The following is an 18,226-nucleotide window of genomic DNA, read 5'->3' as shown; positions in this document are numbered from 1 at the left end:
CAGCGCCCGGCTGCGGCTCTACCACAGCATGTACCAGCTATTCACCTTCACCATGCTGCTGGCACTCACCACCAACAACATGGGCATCCTGTGGGTGGCGATGGAAGCGGCGACGCTGACCACGGTGCTGCTGGTGTCGCTCTACCGCACCCCGGCCAGCCTGGAAGCGGCGTGGAAATACTTCATCCTGTGCGGCGTCGGCATCGCCCAGGCGCTGTTCGGCACCATCCTGCTGTATTTCGCCGCTGAGAAGGTGCTGGGCGAAGGCGGCAACGCGCTCTTGTGGACGCACCTCAACGACGTCAAGGGCGTGCTGGAGCCCACCGTGCTGTCGCTATCCTTCGTATTCCTGCTGGTGGGCTACGGCACCAAGGTGGGCCTCGCGCCCTTGCACAACTGGCTACCGGACGCGCACGCCGAAGGCCCGACGCCGATTTCCGCGGTGCTGTCCGGCCTGCTGCTGAACGTTGCCCTCTACGCCGTGGTGCGCTCCAAGGTGCTGGTGGACGGCGCGCTGGAAAGCCACTTCGCCGGCAACCTGATGATGGGCTTCGGCCTGCTCTCCGTGGTGCTGGCGGCGTTCTTCCTGTCGCGGCAGAAGGACATCAAGCGCATGTTCGCCTACTCCTCGATCGAGCACATGGGGCTGATCACCTTCGCCTTCGGGATGGGCGGGCCGGTGGCGACCTTCGCCGCGCTGCTGCACATGACGGTACATTCGCTGACCAAATCGGCGATCTTCTTCACCGTCGGCCATGCCGCGCAGAAATCCGGCACGCAGCTGATGGACGGCATCCGCGGCCTGATCCAGACCAACCCCACCATCGGCTGGGGCTTGGCGCTGGGCAGCCTGGCCATCCTCGGCATGCCGCCGTTCGGCGTGTTCGCCAGCGAGTTCCTCATCCTCACCACCGCGATGCACGAGCATGCCTGGGCCACGCCCTTCCTGCTCACCGCGCTGGGAGTGGCCTTCGCCGCGATTTTCGGCAAGGTGCAGCCGATGGTGTTCGGCGAAACCGCCGGCAAACGCTTGCCCCATCCGCCGGCATTAACCCCGGTGTTCGCGCACCTGGCGCTGGTGCTGATGCTGGGACTGTACATTCCCCCTTACCTCGCGGACTGGTACCGCCAGGCCGCCGCGTTATTGGGATAAGACCATGGACAACCCGGATTTTCCCGTTCCCCTCGTCGCTCTTCCCGGCGCCATGCCGGCCTGGCACGGCATGGCCGCTGCCTCGCAGCTGCACGTCGCTTGCGAAAAAGTCCGCAGCAACGGCGGGCGGCTCATCGCGCTATGGGGCTCGGACGAGCGACAGCAGGGCGCGGGCTTCGCACTGCATGTGGCGCTGGCGGACCAGCCCGGGCTGATCTGCCTGACGCTGCCGCTGCCGGCGCAAAACCCCGCCTATCCTGCCATCGACGCCCTGTTCCCCGCCGCCAACCGCATGCAGCGGGCGACGTACGACCTGCTGGGCATCGTCGCGCAAGGCGCGGACGACAGCCGCCAGTGGCTGCGGCACGGCAGCTGGCCGCAAGACGTGTTTCCGCTACGCAAGGATTGCGACTTCACAGCGAGCCATCCGCGCACGGCGGATGGCTACCCGTTCGTCAGCGTGAGTGGCAGCGGCGTGCACGAAATCGCAGTGGGGCCGGTGCATGCCGGCACCATAGAGCCAGGGCATTTCCGCTTCTCGGTGGTCGGCGAGCGCGTACTGCGTCTGGAAGAGCGGCTGGGCTACGCACACAAGGGCATCGAAAAACTCGCCGAAACCATGAGCGTCGCCCAGGGCGCCAAACTCGCCGGACGGATATCGGGCGACAGTACGGTGGCCTTCGCCTGGGCCTACGCCATGGCCGCGGAAAGCATCGCCGGCAGCACTCCGCCGCCGCACGCGCTGTGGCTGCGCGCGCTGCTGCTGGAGCGCGAGCGCATCGCCAACCACCTGGGCGACCTGGGCTACCTCGGCAACGACGTGGCACTCTCCTTTGGTTTCGCCCAGTTCTGGCGGCTCAAGGAAGAATGGCTGCGCACCCAGCATGATCTATTCGGGCACCGCTACCTCATGGACTGCATCGTTCCAGGCGGCGTCGCCGTTGGCCTCGCGCCCGGGCATTATGACCGGCTGCGGAACGAGGCCGACGCGCTGGAACGGCAGGTCCGGCTGCTGAAGGACATCTACGACGAGCATGCCGGCGCGCAGGACCGCTTTCTTACCACCGGCCGCGTCACGCCGGCGCTGGCGGCGCAACTGGGGCTGGCCGGGCTGGCCGGGCGCGCGTCTGGGCTGGCCTGGGACTTGCGCGCGCAATTTCCGATAGCGCCGTATGATCAGCTCGAGGTGCGCATGGCGACGCACCGCAACGGCGACGTCGCGGCACGCGTGTTGCTGCGTTTCGAGGAAATTTTCGAATCGTTGCGGCTGATCCGCCAGATGCTGGAGCGCATGCCCGGCGGTGAAACGCTGACCGAACTGCCGCAGCTCCCGGACCATGGCTTCGGTCTGGGCTGGGTCGAAGGCTGGCGCGGCGAGGCGCTGATCGGCCTGCACACCGGCGTGGATGGCATGATCCAGCGCCTGCACCCGCACGACCCGTCGTGGCAGAACTGGCCGCTGCTGGAGCATGCCGTGATCGGCAACATCGTGCCGGATTTTCCGCTGATCAACAAATCCTTCAATCTGAGCTACAGCGGACAGGATCTATGAACTTAAAGCAATTAACCGCCGACAAACGCCGATGAACGCCGATATTTCAATACGTTGCTCTCACCTACATGTTCCCCCAATCGGTGACCATGGCATCGATAGCAGGCCATTGTTTTTGGTGGTTTTATCGGCGTTCATCGGCAGTTTACGGGGCTAAAGCCATGCACAAGATAATTTTCCAGATTCTGCGCACCGGCATCCGGACCGAAGCCCCACCGCCAGCCAACCCAGACTATCGTACCCCGGAGGCGCAGCAGCTGCATGCAGCCATTCTCGACTGCCTGGGCCGCGCGCTGGCAATCCGGCATGTGGACGCCGGCTCATGCAACGGCTGCGAACTGGAGATCCATGCGCTCAACACCCCGCAGTACAACATCGAGGGGCTGGGCATCAAGTTCGCCGCCAGCCCGCGCCACGCCGACCTGCTGCTGGTCACCGGGCCGGTGGCGCGCCACATGGAAGAAGCTTTGAAGCGCACTTACGACGCCATTCCGGAGCCCAAGCTGGTGGTCGCGGTGGGCGACTGCGGATGCAGCGGCGGCATTTTCGGCGAATCGTATGCTTCGTGCGGGCGCGTCGCCAACGCCATTCCGGTGGATGTTGCCGTGCCCGGCTGCCCGCCGACGCCCATCCAGCTGCTGCAAGGCATTCTTGCCGCCGTCCGCAAAACATAACCTGTCCTGCCCTGTCCATGGCTGCACCAACCCGCGCGGCCGCAGCAATTATTTACAGCAAATAACGTGCCGAGGCTTTCTCCGGCAGGGTTTCCCTTTTATACTTCGTATATGTCATCTGCATTACAGCAACCACAGAAGGCCGCGCACGGCCTCGATCTGGCGCGCGAAGTGCTGCAAATCGAAGCACGCGCGGTGGAAGCGCTGGCGCTGCGACTCGACGCCAGCTTCCAGCACGCGGTCGATCTCATCCTGCAATGCCACGGGCGCGTTGTCGTCAGCGGCATCGGCAAGTCCGGCCATATCGGCAGCAAGATCGCCGCCACCCTGGCCAGCACCGGCACGCCGGCGTTTTTCATGCACCCGGCCGAGGCCAGCCACGGCGATTTCGGCATGATTACGCACGCTGACGTGCTGCTGGCGCTCTCCAATTCCGGCGAAAGCGACGAGCTGCTGGCTATTGTTCCGCTGCTCAAGCGCATGGGAGCCAAGCTCATCAGCATGACCGGCAACCCCCATTCCTCGCTGGCGCGGGAGTCGGACGTGCACCTGGACGCCGGCGTCGCGCAGGAAGCCTGCTCGCTGGGCCTGACGCCTACCGCCAGCACGACTGCGGCCCTGGCCTTGGGCGACGCGCTGGCGGTGACGCTGCTGGACGCACGCGGCTTTTCCGCCGAGGACTTTGCCCGTTCGCATCCGGGCGGCGCGCTGGGCAGGCGGCTCTTGGTGCATGTGTGGGACATCATGCGTAGCGGCGACGCCGTACCCTGCGTTCCAGCCAACGCCTCGCTCTCCGAAGCGCTGCTGGAAATGACGCGCAAGGGCCTGGGCATGACTGCGATAATCAACGCCGAGGAACAGCCTATAGGCATTTTCACCGACGGCGACCTGAGGCGCATCCTGGAGCAGGGCCTGGATTTTCGCGGCGCAATGATCATCGACACCATGCACCGTAATCCGCAATCGATAGGCCCGCACCAGCTGGCTGTGGAAGCCGTGGAACTGATGGAAGAACGCAAGATCAACGGTCTCTTGGTGGTGGATGAGGCGGGCAAGCTGATCGGCGCACTCAATATGCACGACCTGCTGCGGGCAAAAGTGATTTGAAAGGCATGCAACACACCTCGGGTGTTTGTACCAATTATCGATATGAATGAAGCAATAGAGCGCGCGCGCAAGATCAAGCTGATCATTTTCGACGTCGACGGCGTACTCACCGACGGCCGCCTGATCCTCGGCGATGATGGCCTCGAGTACAAGGCCTTCAATTCGCACGACGGCCTCGGGATGAAGCTGCTCAAGGCCAGCGGCGTAGACATGGCGATCATCACCGGCCGCACTTCCAACGTTGTCGCCAAACGCGCGGAGAGCACCGGCATCGGCCATTTTTACCAGGGCGTGGAAGACAAGCTGGAAGCCTTTCTCGACCTGCTGCGGCAAACCGGGCTGACCCCGGAGCAATGCGCCTTTATGGGCGACGACGTGGTCGACCTGCCGCCGATGCGTCGCTGCGGCTTCGCCGTCACCGTGCCCGCGGCGCCACCGCTGGTCAAGCAGCACGCCCACCTGGTAACTTCGCGCGGAGCGGGGCAGGGCGCGGTGCGCGAGATTTGCGAATTCATCATGCAGGCACAAGATACCTATGATGAGCAGATGGCGCAGTATCTGCGGTGAGGACGATCTGAGCACTTGTCACGGACAGCGCGCATGAAAGGCTTTCCCGCAATCTGGTTTGCGCTAATACTGCTGGCGCTGCTGGCGGCACTCACGCTGTGGATAGACCACAGCGTGCAGCCGCCCGCAGCCAAGCGCGACGGCAGCACGCGACATGACCCGGATTACATTGTCAACAATTTTTCCTCGCACAGAACAGACCGGCAGGGCAATCCGCGCTACAGCCTGGCCGGCACTGACATGCGGCATTTTCCGGACGATGACACCACCAAGCTCACGCGGCCCTTTTTCACGCAATTCTCACTCAAAAAGCCAACCATACAGGTGCAAGGCGGGCGCGGCCTGGTTTCACCCAATGCCGAAAATGTCTATTTCATGGATAATGTGAGAATGGTGCGCGCAGCGACTCCGCAAAAAGGCGAACTGACCCTGCTGACCGAGTATATGCATATCATGCCGGATCTGGGCCTGCTGAAAACCGACCGCCCCGTGACTATCCTGCAGGCTCCGCGCACGGTCGTTCACGCCAGCGGCATGGAGTACAACAAAAAAGAGCGCATACTGAAGCTGTTCAACCGCGTCAAAGTGCATTACGAGCGCCCCGATGCACCACCCCTGCCGCCGCTGACTGTAGAACAGGTCGCAGGCGTGAAAGCGCCGGTGACGGCGCCAGCGGGCCAGAAACAGGATAAAGCGGATGTGAAAAGCCCGCGCTCCAAAAACAAGGCTGGCACCAACGACATGAATACCCAGAAAACCAAGACCAACGGCCGGAAGGCGAAAAAAACCGAAACCAAAGCCGGGCATTCCAAGACCCGGATCCGGAGACATTATGCGAATCCCGCTAATTAAAATATCTCACCTCGCCCTTTCGCTGCTCCTGCTGCTGGCAAGCGGCATGTCGTTCGCGGAAAAAGCCGACCGCGACAAGCCTATCGACCTCGAGGCCGACAGCCTGACCTCGAACGACGCCAAAAAAATCAGCGTGTATTCCGGCAATGTCATCCTCACCCAAGGCACGCTAGTCATTCATGCCGACAAACTGGTCGTGCGCGAGGACAAGGACGGCTTCCAGCACAGCACCTCCACCGGCAGCCCCACCACTTTCCGCCAGAAGATGGAAGGCAAGGACGAATATATACAGGGCAGCGGCCAGCGCATCGAATACGACGGCCGCATGGACAAGGTGCAGCTGTACGTGAAGGCATGGGTGAAGCGCGGCGAGGACATCGTGCATGGCGATTACATCATGTACGACGCCAACGCCGAGTACGCCGAAGTGCTCGGCGGCCCGCAGGGGGCGACGCCGGCCAATCCGAAAGGCCGCGTGCACGCGGTGATCCAGCCGAAGTCGGCGAAAGGCGCCGGCGCGAAGCCTGCCGCAGAAACGCCGCCGGCCTCCGCACCGCAAGACAATCAATGATGCAAGGGACGGCAACCGGGAGTCCAGGGTTGGCAACTGTGAGTGAGCTCAAGGTTCAGGGATTGCAGAAGCGCTACAAGGCGCGCACGGTGGTCCACGACATTTCGATGAAGGTTTCCAGTGGCGAGATCGTCGGCCTGCTGGGGCCCAACGGCGCGGGCAAAACCACCAGCTTTTATATGATGGTGGGGCTGGTGCCGCTGGACGGCGGGCAAATCACGCTGGACGGCCATGACCTGAGCAGGCTGCCGATCCATCGCCGCTCGCGCATGGGCTTGTCGTATCTGCCGCAGGAGCCTTCCATTTTCCGCAAGCTGACGGTGGCGGAAAACATCCTGGCGATTCTGGAGTTGCAGAATATTCCGCCGGAAAAGCTGGAACTGCGCCTCGATGAACTATTGCAGGAACTGCACATCACCCATCTGCGCGACAATTCGGCGGTCAGCCTGTCCGGCGGCGAGCGGCGGCGCGTGGAAATTGCCCGCTGCTTGGCCAGCGGTCCGCGCTTCATCCTGCTGGATGAACCCTTCGCCGGCATCGACCCGATTGCAGTGATCGATATCCAGAAAATCATCCGCTTCCTCAAGGAACAAGGCATAGGAGTGCTGATTACCGACCATAACGTGCGCGAAACGCTCGGCATTTGCGACCGTGCTTATATTGTCAACGACGGCCGCGTAATGGCGGCCGGGCGGCCCGACGAAATCATCGCCAACGAAAGCGTGCGCGAGGTTTACCTCGGCAAGGATTTCCGGCTGTAAGCATCGACCATGAAGCAATCATTACAACTTCGCCTTTCGCAGCACCTGGCGCTCACCCCGCAGCTGCAGCAGTCCATCCGCCTGCTGCAGCTGTCTTCGCTGGAACTGGGGCAGGAACTGGAGCAGATGCTGCAGGAAAACCCGCTGCTGGAACGGGGCAGCGAAGAAGATGCGGTGACGCCGAACTATACCGGCACCGACAGCCAGACCGTCGATACCGAGGTCGGCGCTCCGGCTGAAACCCCGGAATCGCCGGACTCGGCCGAAACGGATTTCAGTTCGGTGGAAAGCGAACGCTGGGACAAGGTTTCCAGCGGCAACGCCAGCAGCGACGACGATAACGAGTACCTGTTCCAGGAGCCGGACGCGCCCACGCTGCGCGAGCACCTGCTGGAGCAATTGCGCATGATGCCGCTGTCCGAACATGATCAGGCGCTGGCCGCGCTGCTGGTGGATGCGATCAACGAAGACGGCTATCTGGATCAGCCGCTGGAAGAACTGGCGGAGATGCTGCCCGCCGAACTGGAAATCGACCTGCTGGAGCTGCAAACGGCGCTCAAGCTGGTCCAGCATCTCGACCCGCTCGGCGTGGGGGCGCGCAATCTGGCCGAATGCCTGGAGTTGCAGTTGCTCGCACAGCCCGAGGATACTCCGCAGCGGGATATGGGGCTGCTCATCGTGCGCAACCATTTACCGCTGCTGGCGACGCGCGACTATGCACGCCTGAAAAAAAACCTGCGCTGCGATGACGAAACCCTGCGCGCGGCACAGCTGCTCATCACCCGGCTAGACCCCCGCCCCGGCTCCGCTTTTACCCGCATCGAAGCCGACCACTACGTGCAGCCGGAAGTGGTGGTGAAAAAAGTCAAAGGCATGTGGCTTGCCAGCCTGAATGGCGAGGCCGTGCCCAAATTGCGCATCAACCGCATGTATGCGGACATTCTCACCCGCAACCGCGACAGTTCCAGCCAGTACCTGTCCACGCAAATGCAGGAGGCGAAATGGTTCATCAAGAACATCCAGCAGCGCTTTGCCACGATATTGCGCGTGTCCCAGGCGATCGTCGACCGCCAGCGCAACTTCTTCGAGCATGGCGACGTGGCAATGCGTCCCATGGTGCTGCGCGAAATCGCCGACGAGCTTGGCCTGCATGAATCGACCATTTCGCGGGTGACTACCCGCAAGTACATGCTTACACCGAGCGGTGTTTATGAACTCAAATATTTCTTCGGCAGCCATGTCGCTACCGAATCCGGCGGCGCCTGTTCGGCCACCGCCATACGCGCATTAATCAAGCAATTCGTTGCTGCGGAGGAGCCGCGCAAGCCGCTCTCCGACAACCAGATTGCCGACATTCTTGGACAGCAGGGTATCGTCGTGGCACGCCGCACTATCGCCAAATACCGCGAATCTTTGCAGATACCCGCTGCCAATCAACGCAAGACCATCTAGAGGAGAGCATCATCATGAACCTGAACCTGACCGGACATCATCTCGAAATCACTCCGCCGCTGCGCGATTACGTCCAGTCCAAACTGGAGCGCATCACCAATCATTTCGACCATGTGATCGACGTCAAGGTCACCCTGACCGTGGAAAAGCTGGCGCAGAAAGCCGAAGCCACCATCCATGTTCCCGGCAGCGACCTGCATGCGGAATGCAGCAACGGCGACATGTATAGCGCGATCGATTTGCTGGCGGACAAGCTGGATCGTCAGGTGCTGAAGTTCAAGGAAAAAATTTCCGACCACCACCGCTCCAATGGCGGCGTCAAGCACCAGAACGCCGAATAAGGTTAAAAAAACCATAACAGCATTCAACCGCAGATAAATGCCGATGAACGCAGATAAAACAGATTATTCAGACAATCACTATCCTTTTTTGCATGCATCTTACGCTGTGCTGCGAATAGTAAATCGATTGCTGAGCCATCGGCATTTATCTGCGTTCATCGGCGGTTAACCTTCTTACATGGCCCAGATCACCGTTGCCGAGCTTTACCGCGATACCCGCCGCAAGCTGCGGCTGACGTGGGTTGCCGGCAAGGAAGGCGGCGGCAATTTGCTCACCAGCGAAGCCGTTACCAAGCCTTCGCTGGCGCTGATCGGGCATCTGAATTTCGTGCATCCCAACCGGGTGCAGGTCTTGGGCTGCGCCGAAATGGATTATTTGCGCAGCCTGGACGATGACGGACTGAAATTCGCCATCGCCAACCTGTTTTCCACCGACCTGGCCGCAGTCGTCGTAGCCAATGGCGAAGTGGCGCCCCAAGTGTTGCTGGATACTGCCGACCACTCGAGAACCCCGCTGTTCACGTCACCCGAGCAGAGCCCGCGCCTGATGGACGTGCTGAGCCATTTCCTGGCCCAGGCGGTGGCGGAATCGACCAGTTCCCACGGCGTGTTTCTGGAAGTGCAGGGTTTCGGCGTGCTGATCAAGGGCGAAGCCGCTATCGGCAAAAGCGAACTCGCGCTGGAACTCATTACGCGCGGCCACCGTCTGGTGGCGGACGACGTCACCGATTTCTATCGCGTTTCGCCGGAGCGCCTGGAAGGCCGCTGCCCGCTACTGCTGCAGGATTTTCTGGAAGTGCGGGGCTTAGGCGTGCTGAACGTGCGCGCGCTGTTCGGCGACAACGCGATCAAGCCCACCAAGCCGCTGGACCTGATCGTGCAGCTGGAAATGGCGGAAAATTTTGCCACGCACCAGGTCGACCGGCTCAAGATCAAGGCGCAGAGCGAAACCATCCTCGGCGTCAAAATCCCTAAAGTAACGCTGCCGGTCGCTGCCGGTCGCAACCTTGCGGTGCTGGTCGAAGTCGCGGTACGCAACCACATCCTGCTGCTGCGCGGCGTCAACAGCTCACGCCAGTTCTTGCAGCGCCAGAACCGCGAAATCCGGCGCAATATGTCGCACGATGACAGGAACTAGCCAGCGATGCACCTGGTAATCGTCACCGGCCTGTCGGGCTCCGGCAAAAGCATCGTGCTGAAGGCGCTGGAAGACAGCGGCTATTACTGCGTCGACAACCTGCCCGCACAGATGCTGACCCCGGTGGTAGAGCATCTGGACCAAGCCGGCCAGCAACTGGTCGCCGTCAGCGTGGATACGCGCAGCGCCAGGCTGGAAGAGCTACCGGGGCACATCCGCGGACTCAGGTCGCGCGGCGCCGAGCTACAACTGCTGTTTCTCGAATCAAATACCGAAACCCTGGTCAAACGTTTCAGCGAGACCAGGCGCCGCCATCCCTTGTCAGGCGGCGAGCGTACGCTGGCGGAAAGCATCCATGCGGAACGCGCGTTGATGACGGAACTCGCCGATCTTGGTCACCGTATCGATACCAGCGAACTGGCGGCAAATACGTTGCGCTCGTGGGTCAAGGATTTCGCCGCGCTCGACCACAGCGGGTTGACGCTGTTATTCGAATCCTTCGGCTTCAAGCATGGGCTTCCGCTGGATGCCGATTTCGTCTACGACGTACGCTGTCTGCCCAATCCACATTATGATCCCATGCTGCGCCCGCTTACCGGCCATGACCCGGCAGTAAAAAAATTCCTCGAGAGCCAGACGGCAGTGGCAGAAATGCTGGCAGACATTCGCGGCTACATCGAAAAATGGCTGCCGTGTTTCGTGCGGGATAACCGCAGCTATTTGACCATCGCCATCGGCTGCACCGGCGGGCAACACCGCTCGGTGTATTTTGTCGAGCATTTGGCGCAATACTTTCGCGCACAACAACGGGTGCTGGTGAGGCACCGCGAACTGGCTTGAGCAACATGGGACCGTCTACTATAGGGAGCTCGGGGAAAAGAAAAGGATGGCATTGCTCAGCCTGTTCCCCGGAGTGCAAAAGGATTTCTGAATCATGATTGGAATACTGGTAATCGCTCATGGAACGCTAGGCGACAGCCTCATTCACTGTGCCACCCATGTGCTGGGTAAACGCCCGCCGCTGCTCAAGCAGCTGGGCGTATCGGTGCATGACGATCCGGTCGAGCTGCTGCCGCAGGCGCGCGCGCTGGTCAACGAACTGAACGAGGAGGACGGCGGCGGCGTGCTGGTGCTGTCCGACATTTACGGCGCCACGCCGTGCAATATCGCCTGCCGGCTGATGGAGCCCGGCCGTGTCGAGGGCCTTTCCGGCGTCAATCTGCCGATGCTGGTAAGGGCTATTTCCTATCGTAACGAACCACTGGAAGCCCTTGTGGAGAAAGCCATTGCCGGCGGCACCGGAGGGATTCTTCATATTACCCGGGAGATGTGTAAAACATGATTCGGCAGGAAATTGAAATCGTCAACAAACTGGGCTTGCATGCCCGCGCCTCCACCAAGCTCACGCAAGTGGCCGGACAGTTCGACAGCCAGCTATGGATAGAGCGCGGCACCCGGCGCGTCAATGCCAAAAGCATCATGGGCGTGATGATGCTGGCCGCCAGCAAAGGCAGCAAAATTACGCTGGAAGCCAGCGGCGACGATGAAACCGCAGCCATGAGCCAGCTGGTGGAGCTCATCAACAACAAGTTCGGGGAAGGCGAATGAGCCTGGGCAGCCGCATTTCGATGAGTGTTACCCGTTTTAAACGGTTGCGCTTCATGAGTTTCACCATTACATGGAGTAAAGCTTTATGAGCTTTACCATGCACGGCGTCGGCGTATCATCAGGCGTGGCGATAGGCCATGCTCATCTGGTGTCGCACGCGCTGCTGGAAGTCGCGCATTACGTGGTGCCGGACGAATTGCTCAAGGCCGAGGTCGCGCGTTTTGCGCACGCGATCAAAACCGTGCGCCACGACCTCGACAGCATCCGCAGCCATCTGCCGGCCAATGCGCCGGCAGAAATGGGCGCCTTCATCAGCACCCATTTGATGATCCTCTCCGACCGCGCATTGTCGGAGTCGCCCAAGGACATCATCCTCAGTGAAAACTGCAACGCCGAATGGGCGCTCAAGCTGCAAATGGACGACCTGGTCGCGCAGTTCGACGAGATCGAGGACACCTATCTGCGCGAACGCAAATTCGACGTGGTGCAGGTGGTCGAGCGCGTCATCAAGGTCCTGCTGGGACATCCCGGCCAAGCCGCGCTGGCGCGGCAGGAACAAAGCATCATACTGGTGGCGCACGACCTGTCGCCGGCGGATGCGATCCAGTTCAAGCAGCACCAGTTCGCCGCATTCATCACTGACGTCGGCGGCGCTACCTCGCACACTGCGATTCTGGCGCGCAGCCTGAATATTCCCTCTATCGTCGCGCTGCACCATGCACGCGACCTGATACAAAACGGCGAACTGATCATCGTCGACGGGCACCAGGGCGTCGTCATCGTCGCTCCGGACAAGGACACGCTGGCCGAATACCGGCTGCACCAGGAACAGTGGGAGCTGGAGCAGCAGAAGCTGAAGCGGCTCAAGCAGACCAAGGCGGTGACACTGGACGGCACCGTGATCGACCTGCACGCCAATATCGAAATCCCCGGCGATGTCACGCAATTGAAAGCGGTAGGCGCAACCGGCGTCGGTCTGTACCGTACCGAATTCCTGTTCATGAACCGTAGCGAATGGCCGGCAGAAGACGAACAGTTTGAGGCCTACCGCAAGGTGGCGGAAACGATGAAAGGCTTGCCGGTGACGATACGCACGCTGGACATCGGCGCCGACAAGCAGGTCGACCCCGATGGCACCCGCACCTGCGCCAATCCAGCGTTGGGCTTGCGCGCGATTCGCCTGTGCCTGGCCGAGCCGCAGCTATTCCATACCCAGCTGCGTGCGATTCTGCGCGCTTCGCATTACGGCAAGGTAAAAATCCTGATCCCGATGTTGTGCAACCAGGCCGAGCTGCGCCAGACGCTGCATTTGATCGACCGCGCCAAGCAGAGCCTGCGCGATGACGCCCTTCCTTTCGACGAGCTGGTGCCGGTGGGCGGCATGATCGAAATCCCCGCCGCGGCACTGGCGGCGGAAACTTTCGCGCGCCGACTGGATTTTCTTTCGATCGGCACCAACGACCTGATCCAATACACGCTGGCGATCGACCGCACCGACGATACCGTGGCGCATCTCTACCAGCCGCTGCATCCCGCCGTACTGCAGCTGATCGAAATGACCATACGCGCCGCCAACAAGGCCGGAAAACCGGTGTCGGTGTGCGGCGAAATGGCCGGCGATGCCCGGCTGACGAGGTTGCTGCTGGGATTCGGCTTACGCCAGTTTTCAATGCACCCGGCCAACATTCTCGCCGTCAAGCGCCAGGTGCTGCAAACCAGCCTGCCCCGGCTGGGCATCATGGTGCGCAAGATCCTGGGCAGCACCGATGCCGAAAATATCGAACCGCTACTGGTCAAGCTCAATGCCTGACACCGGGTGCTTTATTCGGCCTGGCGTTCAGCCTCCTGTTTCTGCTGCTCGGCCTGCTGGTTCACGGTTTGCTCGACGCCTTTAGCCTTGTCCAGCGCCTCGCGCTGGGGTGCGAACAGTTTGGCAGGCGGCGGGGCTGCTGCCTGCCGGCTTTCACCGCAACCGGCGAGCAGTACCGCCAGCGCGATTAAACAGGACGATAATTTCATGATGTTCTCCTTTAGTTCAAGACTCTTGCCGCCATTCTAACCACCTTTCATGCAGAATTTCGCCCGCAAGCTGATCGCCTGGCAACAGACTCACGGCCGCCATACGCTGCCCTGGCAAAACACGCGCGACCCTTATGCCATCTGGGTGTCGGAAATCATGCTGCAACAAACGCAGGTGAGCGCCGTCATCCCTTATTACCAGCGCTTCATGGCGCGCTTCCCCGACATTGCCAATCTCGCCGCGGCGGACCAGGATGCAGTGCTGCAGCATTGGAGCGGCCTAGGCTACTACTCGCGCGCGCGCAACCTGCATAGGGCGGCGCAGCTGGTGGTGGAACTGCATCGCGGGCAGTTTCCGCAGAGCGTCGATGCGGTTCAAGCCCTGCCCGGCATCGGCCGCTCCACCGCCGCCGCCATCGCCGTGTTTGCGTTCGGCCAGCAGCAAGCCATCCTCGACGGCAACGTCAAGCGCGTGCTCACCCGCTGTTTCGGCATAGAAGGCTGGCCGGATCGGCCCACGGTGCAGAAGCGGCTGTGGGCGCTGGCGGAATCCTTGCTGCCGGGCTGCGCCATCGAAGCCTACACCCAAGGTTTGATGGACCTGGGTGCCACGCTGTGCACCCGCACCCGGCCGAACTGCGGCGACTGCCCATTGCGCGAAGATTGCGTGGCGCTGCGCGACGACCGCACCGACGCATTGCCCACACCCAAGCCGCGCAAGGCACTGCCCGAAAAGCAAACCGTGATGCTGCTGTTACTCAACGGCAACCAGATCCTGCTGGAAAAACGCCCCCCTAGCGGCATCTGGGGCGGCTTGTGGAGCCTGCCGGAAACCGCCGCCATCGAAGATGCGCAGCTAACCGCAAGACAGGCGTTCGGGCTGGAAACGCAAGCATTGCCGCCATTGCCGATGTTTACCCACACCTTCACCCACTTCCGCCTCCACATCACGCCGCAGCCGTTGCGCGTCATCAAGCAACTGCCCGAGGCGCGCCAGGCCGGTCTGGTGTGGCTGGACAGGGAAGACGCACTCGGCTCGGCACTGCCGACCGCCGTCAGAAACCTGCTGCAACGGCTGCGACCCTGATCGATGCTGCCCGCTTTTTTAATTGTGCAAAATGATATAGAGTTTGAATCAGGTTGCGAATGTTGCTGTATGGCTATTACTGTGGAGATACACCATGGATAATAAATACGGTTTAGGCAGTACCAAAGTCGCGCATGCGCATCACGAAGCCAAGGAGAAAACCCTGGCCAAGCCGGCGATGATTTGCCGTTTTTGCGGCAACGACCATCTCACGCTCTGCCCGACGATGAACGATCATTTCTGCAAGGACTGCGGGCAATATCAGTGCGATATCCCGGCGGGATATTCGACCGGCCGCAATGCCGATTACTGAGCGCCCATAACAAAAAAGGGCAGCTCCAGGCCGCCCTTTCCCGCCCCGGCTTGCGCCGGAATTGCCGCTGACTGATTACTTCTGATCCCAGCTATCTTCCCACATGCAGTGCTTGATGGTATCGCGGTTCTTGATCAGTTCCTCAATGGAGGGCTCGTCGTTCAGCGCGCGCTTGATCGCCAGTTTGGTGGCTTCGTAGTTGTTCTTGTACATGTCAGCCTTGTCCAGGTTGGCTTCCTTGGCGCAACCCGGGTCGATCCACACCAGGCTGATGATGCAGAGATCATTGGCCTGGTCACGCGGGATGATGCCCTCGATCACGCAGTCCAGCACGGCGTCGGCGGTAGCGGCTTGCACCACGCCTCCGAACAGCTCGATATTGGCGGAATCCTTCAACGTCACCTTGGGCACCATCATGGTTGCCGGGCGGACCAATTGGTTGATGTCGCGCACGGCGAACATCGCGGTATGGCCCTTGCTTTGCGCCATCATGTTGGCAAAAGCCTGGCCGACGGGGCCGTCTACGGCGCCGATGAGGATTTCCGGCATGGCTGCCGTGACGTCTTTGCCGGGGCTGAATACGGTGGCTTCGCCGGCCTTGAAAATGATCTTGCTGGTCATGGTAGGGTCCTTAAGTCGTTCGATGAAAGCGTGAATTTTATAGAAGGGGGCGGGTTCGGGCAAATTGCCCGGTTAATCGGGCCGGCAGCTCAGGCTCAGATCCCGGCGCACGCCACCTCGGCCACCACCGGCGCATGGTCAGAAGGCCGTTCCAGTTTGCGCGGCGCGGTATCTATCCAGCAGGCCGTGCATTGCTGCGCCAGCGGCGACGACAGCAGGATGTGGTCGATACGCAAGCCCATGTTGCGGCGGAACGCGGCCATGCGATAGTCCCACCAGCTGAAGCTGTTTTCCTTTTGTTCGAACAGGCGGAAGGCATCGTGCATCCCCAGTCCGATCAGCCCGGCATAGGCTGCGCGCTCGGCCGGGCTACACAATACCTGGCCTTCCCACGCTTTGGGGTCGTGCACGTCGCGATCCTCCGGGGCAATATTGTAATCGCCCAGCAAGGCCAGCCTGGGGTATTTCACCAGTTCCGCCCGCAGCCAGTCGGTCAGCGCTTGCAGCCAGCGCAGCTTGTACTGGTACTTGTCGGAATCCAGGCTCTGTCCATTGGGAACATACACGCATACCACTCTTACATCATTTACCGTCGCCGCCAGCACGCGCTGCTGCACGTCGTCGAAGCCGGGGATGCCGACCTGCGCTTCCGTGCCGGGGGCCTTGCTGAGAATGGCGACGCCGTTATAGGTTTTCTGGCCGGCGAACAACGCTGCGTACCCCGCCGCCTGCAATGCCGGTACCGGAAAATCCTTGTCTTCCTGCTTGGTTTCCTGCAGACACAGCACATCCGGCTGGTTGGCCGCCAGCCAATCCAGCACATGCGGCAGCCGCACCTTGAGCGAGTTGACGTTCCAGGCAGCCAGCTTCATTGCGGATTATTTTCCGGCACGGTATCGACGGCAGGTACCTGCTCCTTGGGCTGCTGCTTGACCGCCATGCTCACGCCGGGCTTGAGATAAGGGTTGCTCTTGGCATAGCCGGCCAAATCCAGCTCCCTGTTCCAGCGGTTCTCTTCAAAACCGATAATGGGAGCGGTGTTGCCGAACATCAACGCAGGCACGTCCAGCTTGCCTGTGAGTTTTTGCAGTTCGATCTTATCCTTATCCGTGCCTTTCAACGCGTAAGGCACACCTCTTTTATCGAGAAACGCTTCCGCCTTTTTACAGGCTTCGCCGCAATCTCCAAAGGAATAGAGCGTAATCGGGTATTTTTTTGCCGCGGTGCGCGATTCGTCCGGCAGCGTAACCGCCGTCTTTTCAGCCGCCAGCGTATTGGCCGTGCTTTTGAGCTTCTTCAGATTCTTCGCTCCGGGAGGCGGCATCTGGTCGCTGTAGCGGGTGATGCCGTTGCCGTCCTGCCATTTGTACAGGTCGCCGGCCCAAGCCGGAACGGCCGCCAGCAGAGCCCATATCAAGGCGAATCTCATACCGTCGTCTCCACCATGCCGCTGTGGCGCAGCAAAGCATCCAGCGTCGGCTCCCTGCCCCTGAATGCGACGAAGGATTCCAGCGCCGGGCGCGAGCCCCCCTGGGCCAGGATTTCGCTCCAGAAGCGTCGGCCGGTTTCCTCGCTCAGCACGCCGTTTTCCTCGAACAGGCTGTAGGCGTCCGCCGACAGCACTTCCGCCCACTTGTAGCTGTAGTAGCCCGCCGCATAACCGCCGGCGAAAATGTGCGTGAAGTTGTTGGGGAAGCGGTTGTAACCGGGCGGGAACACCACCGCGACTTCCTTGCGCACCTCAAGCAGCAAATCCAGCGCGGTCTTGCTGCCCAGCGGGTCGAATTCGCCATGCAATCGCATATCGAACAGCGAAAACTCGATCTGGCGCAGGGTTTGCAGACCGGCCTGGAAGTTCTTCGCAGCGACCATCTTATCGTACAACTGCTCAGGCAGCGGCTCGCCGCTATCGACATGCGCCGTCATATGCCGCAGCACATCCCATTCCCAGCAAAAATTTTCCATGAACTGGCTGGGCAGTTCGACCGCGTCCCACTCCACGCCCTTGATGCCGGAAACGCCGTATTCCTCGACGCGAGTCAGCAGATGGTGCAGGCCGTGGCCGGTTTCGTGGAACAGCGTGATCACTTCGTCGTGCGTGAACAGCGCGGGCTTGCCGCCCACCGGCGCGGAGAAATTGCAGGTCAGGAAAGCCACCGGCGTCTCGATGCCGTGCGCCTTTCTGCGCCGGGTAATGGCTTCGTCCATCCAGGCGCCGCCGCGCTTCTTGTCGCGGGCGTAGAGATCGAGGTAGAACTGGCCGACAAGCGCGCCGTCGCGGTCAACGATCTCAAAGAAGCCGACGTCGGCGTGCCACACCGGCGCCTCGGCCTTGCGCACCTCTACGCCGTACAGCGAGCTGATCACGCGGAACAGCCCTTGCAGCACCTGCGGCTCGGGGAAATACTGC

General features: G+C 61.1%; 22 protein-coding genes. 17 read left to right on the top strand and 5 right to left on the bottom strand.

Annotated features, from left to right (window positions below; translation table 11 throughout):
- The 15 genes from VGK14_RS01175 to ptsP form a co-directional block, all read left to right on the top strand.
- On the top strand, positions 1-1,153 hold a 1,153-nt coding region (locus VGK14_RS01175), incomplete at its 5' end, for a hydrogenase 4 subunit F (protein ID WP_331507074.1).
- Between the two features lie 4 nt (positions 1,154-1,157).
- Complete coding sequence (locus tag VGK14_RS01170; RefSeq protein WP_331507073.1) at positions 1,158-2,705, top strand: NADH-quinone oxidoreductase subunit C; 1,548 nt, start codon at positions 1,158-1,160, stop codon at positions 2,703-2,705.
- A 161-nt stretch (positions 2,706-2,866) separates the two neighbouring features.
- Positions 2,867-3,379, top strand: a complete 513-nt coding sequence (locus VGK14_RS01165; protein ID WP_331507071.1) for an NADH-quinone oxidoreductase subunit B family protein — start codon at positions 2,867-2,869, stop codon at positions 3,377-3,379.
- A 111-nt stretch (positions 3,380-3,490) separates the two neighbouring features.
- A complete protein-coding gene (locus VGK14_RS01160) occupies positions 3,491-4,486 on the top strand; it encodes a KpsF/GutQ family sugar-phosphate isomerase (RefSeq protein WP_331507070.1) in 996 nt (331 codons plus the stop codon).
- Between the two features lie 42 nt (positions 4,487-4,528).
- Positions 4,529-5,053, top strand: a complete 525-nt coding sequence (locus tag VGK14_RS01155; protein ID WP_331507069.1) for an HAD family hydrolase — start codon at positions 4,529-4,531, stop codon at positions 5,051-5,053.
- A gap of 33 nt (positions 5,054-5,086) precedes the next feature.
- Entirely contained in the window at positions 5,087-5,905 is an 819-nt protein-coding gene (gene lptC / locus VGK14_RS01150) for an LPS export ABC transporter periplasmic protein LptC (RefSeq protein WP_331507068.1), read from the top strand.
- Positions 5,886-6,476 carry a lipopolysaccharide transport periplasmic protein LptA gene (lptA, locus tag VGK14_RS01145; RefSeq protein WP_414691690.1) on the top strand — a complete coding sequence of 197 codons (591 nt, stop codon included), beginning with the start codon at positions 5,886-5,888 and terminating at the stop codon, positions 6,474-6,476. The genes lptC and lptA overlap by 20 nt, the downstream gene beginning before the upstream one ends.
- Positions 6,477-6,514: 38 nt before the next feature.
- Complete coding sequence (gene lptB, locus VGK14_RS01140; RefSeq protein ID WP_331507075.1) at positions 6,515-7,237, top strand: LPS export ABC transporter ATP-binding protein; 723 nt, start codon at positions 6,515-6,517, stop codon at positions 7,235-7,237.
- Between the two features lie 9 nt (positions 7,238-7,246).
- Complete coding sequence (locus VGK14_RS01135) at positions 7,247-8,689, top strand: RNA polymerase factor sigma-54 (protein WP_331507067.1); 1,443 nt, start codon at positions 7,247-7,249, stop codon at positions 8,687-8,689.
- Positions 8,690-8,703: 14 nt separating this feature from the next.
- The gene (gene hpf, locus VGK14_RS01130) at positions 8,704-9,030 is read left to right on the top strand and encodes a ribosome hibernation-promoting factor, HPF/YfiA family (RefSeq protein ID WP_331507066.1); all 327 of its coding nucleotides are present in this window, start codon (positions 8,704-8,706) and stop codon (positions 9,028-9,030) included.
- Positions 9,031-9,208: 178 nt separating this feature from the next.
- A complete protein-coding gene (gene hprK, locus VGK14_RS01125) occupies positions 9,209-10,168 on the top strand; it encodes an HPr(Ser) kinase/phosphatase (RefSeq protein ID WP_331507065.1) in 960 nt (319 codons plus the stop codon).
- Positions 10,169-10,174: 6 nt separating this feature from the next.
- The gene (gene rapZ, locus VGK14_RS01120; protein ID WP_331507064.1) at positions 10,175-11,008 is read left to right on the top strand and encodes an RNase adapter RapZ; all 834 of its coding nucleotides are present in this window, start codon (positions 10,175-10,177) and stop codon (positions 11,006-11,008) included.
- A 94-nt stretch (positions 11,009-11,102) separates the two neighbouring features.
- On the top strand, positions 11,103-11,510 hold the full coding sequence (locus tag VGK14_RS01115) for a PTS sugar transporter subunit IIA (protein WP_331507063.1): 408 nt from the start codon (positions 11,103-11,105) through the stop codon (positions 11,508-11,510).
- On the top strand, positions 11,507-11,776 hold the full coding sequence (locus VGK14_RS01110; RefSeq protein ID WP_331507062.1) for an HPr family phosphocarrier protein: 270 nt from the start codon (positions 11,507-11,509) through the stop codon (positions 11,774-11,776). The genes VGK14_RS01115 and VGK14_RS01110 overlap by 4 nt, the downstream gene beginning before the upstream one ends.
- An 85-nt stretch (positions 11,777-11,861) precedes the next feature.
- Positions 11,862-13,586 carry a phosphoenolpyruvate--protein phosphotransferase gene (gene ptsP, locus VGK14_RS01105; protein WP_331507061.1) on the top strand — a complete coding sequence of 575 codons (1,725 nt, stop codon included), beginning with the start codon at positions 11,862-11,864 and terminating at the stop codon, positions 13,584-13,586.
- A gap of 11 nt (positions 13,587-13,597) precedes the next feature.
- On the opposite strand, the gene VGK14_RS01100 is transcribed toward ptsP, so the two are convergent.
- On the bottom strand, positions 13,598-13,795 hold the full coding sequence (locus VGK14_RS01100; protein WP_331507060.1) for a hypothetical protein: 198 nt from the start codon (positions 13,793-13,795) through the stop codon (positions 13,598-13,600).
- A 49-nt stretch (positions 13,796-13,844) separates the two neighbouring features.
- Between VGK14_RS01100 and mutY the strand changes: the two genes are divergently transcribed.
- Both mutY and VGK14_RS01090 read left to right on the top strand, forming a co-directional pair.
- Positions 13,845-14,882 (top strand): A/G-specific adenine glycosylase, encoded by a 1,038-nt coding sequence (gene mutY, locus VGK14_RS01095; RefSeq protein WP_331507059.1) that lies wholly within the window; start codon positions 13,845-13,847, stop codon positions 14,880-14,882.
- A 94-nt stretch (positions 14,883-14,976) separates the two neighbouring features.
- The gene (locus VGK14_RS01090; RefSeq protein ID WP_331507058.1) at positions 14,977-15,195 is read left to right on the top strand and encodes a hypothetical protein; all 219 of its coding nucleotides are present in this window, start codon (positions 14,977-14,979) and stop codon (positions 15,193-15,195) included.
- A 75-nt stretch (positions 15,196-15,270) separates the two neighbouring features.
- Here the strand turns inward: VGK14_RS01090 and fae are convergent, their stop codons facing one another.
- The 4 genes from fae to VGK14_RS01070 form a co-directional block, all read right to left on the bottom strand.
- Entirely contained in the window at positions 15,271-15,816 is a 546-nt protein-coding gene (gene fae / locus VGK14_RS01085; RefSeq protein ID WP_331507057.1) for a formaldehyde-activating enzyme, read from the bottom strand.
- 95 nt (positions 15,817-15,911) lie between these two features.
- Entirely contained in the window at positions 15,912-16,688 is a 777-nt protein-coding gene (xth, locus tag VGK14_RS01080) for an exodeoxyribonuclease III (protein ID WP_331507055.1), read from the bottom strand.
- Positions 16,685-17,245, bottom strand: coding sequence for a glutaredoxin family protein (locus VGK14_RS01075; RefSeq protein ID WP_331507054.1), 561 nt, complete (start codon positions 17,243-17,245; stop codon positions 16,685-16,687). Before VGK14_RS01075 ends, xth begins: the two co-directional genes overlap by 4 nt.
- Positions 17,242-18,226: M3 family metallopeptidase (locus tag VGK14_RS01070; RefSeq protein WP_331507053.1), on the bottom strand; the 985-nt coding region annotated here is incomplete at its 5' end. The genes VGK14_RS01070 and VGK14_RS01075, both read right to left, overlap by 4 nt.

The sequence above is a fragment of the Novimethylophilus sp. genome (assembly GCF_036504375.1).
In the GTDB taxonomy this organism is placed as follows: domain Bacteria; phylum Pseudomonadota; class Gammaproteobacteria; order Burkholderiales; family Methylophilaceae; genus Novimethylophilus.
The sequence above is the reverse complement of the archived record's forward strand: the minus strand, read 5'-3'. Positions and strand labels throughout refer to the sequence as shown.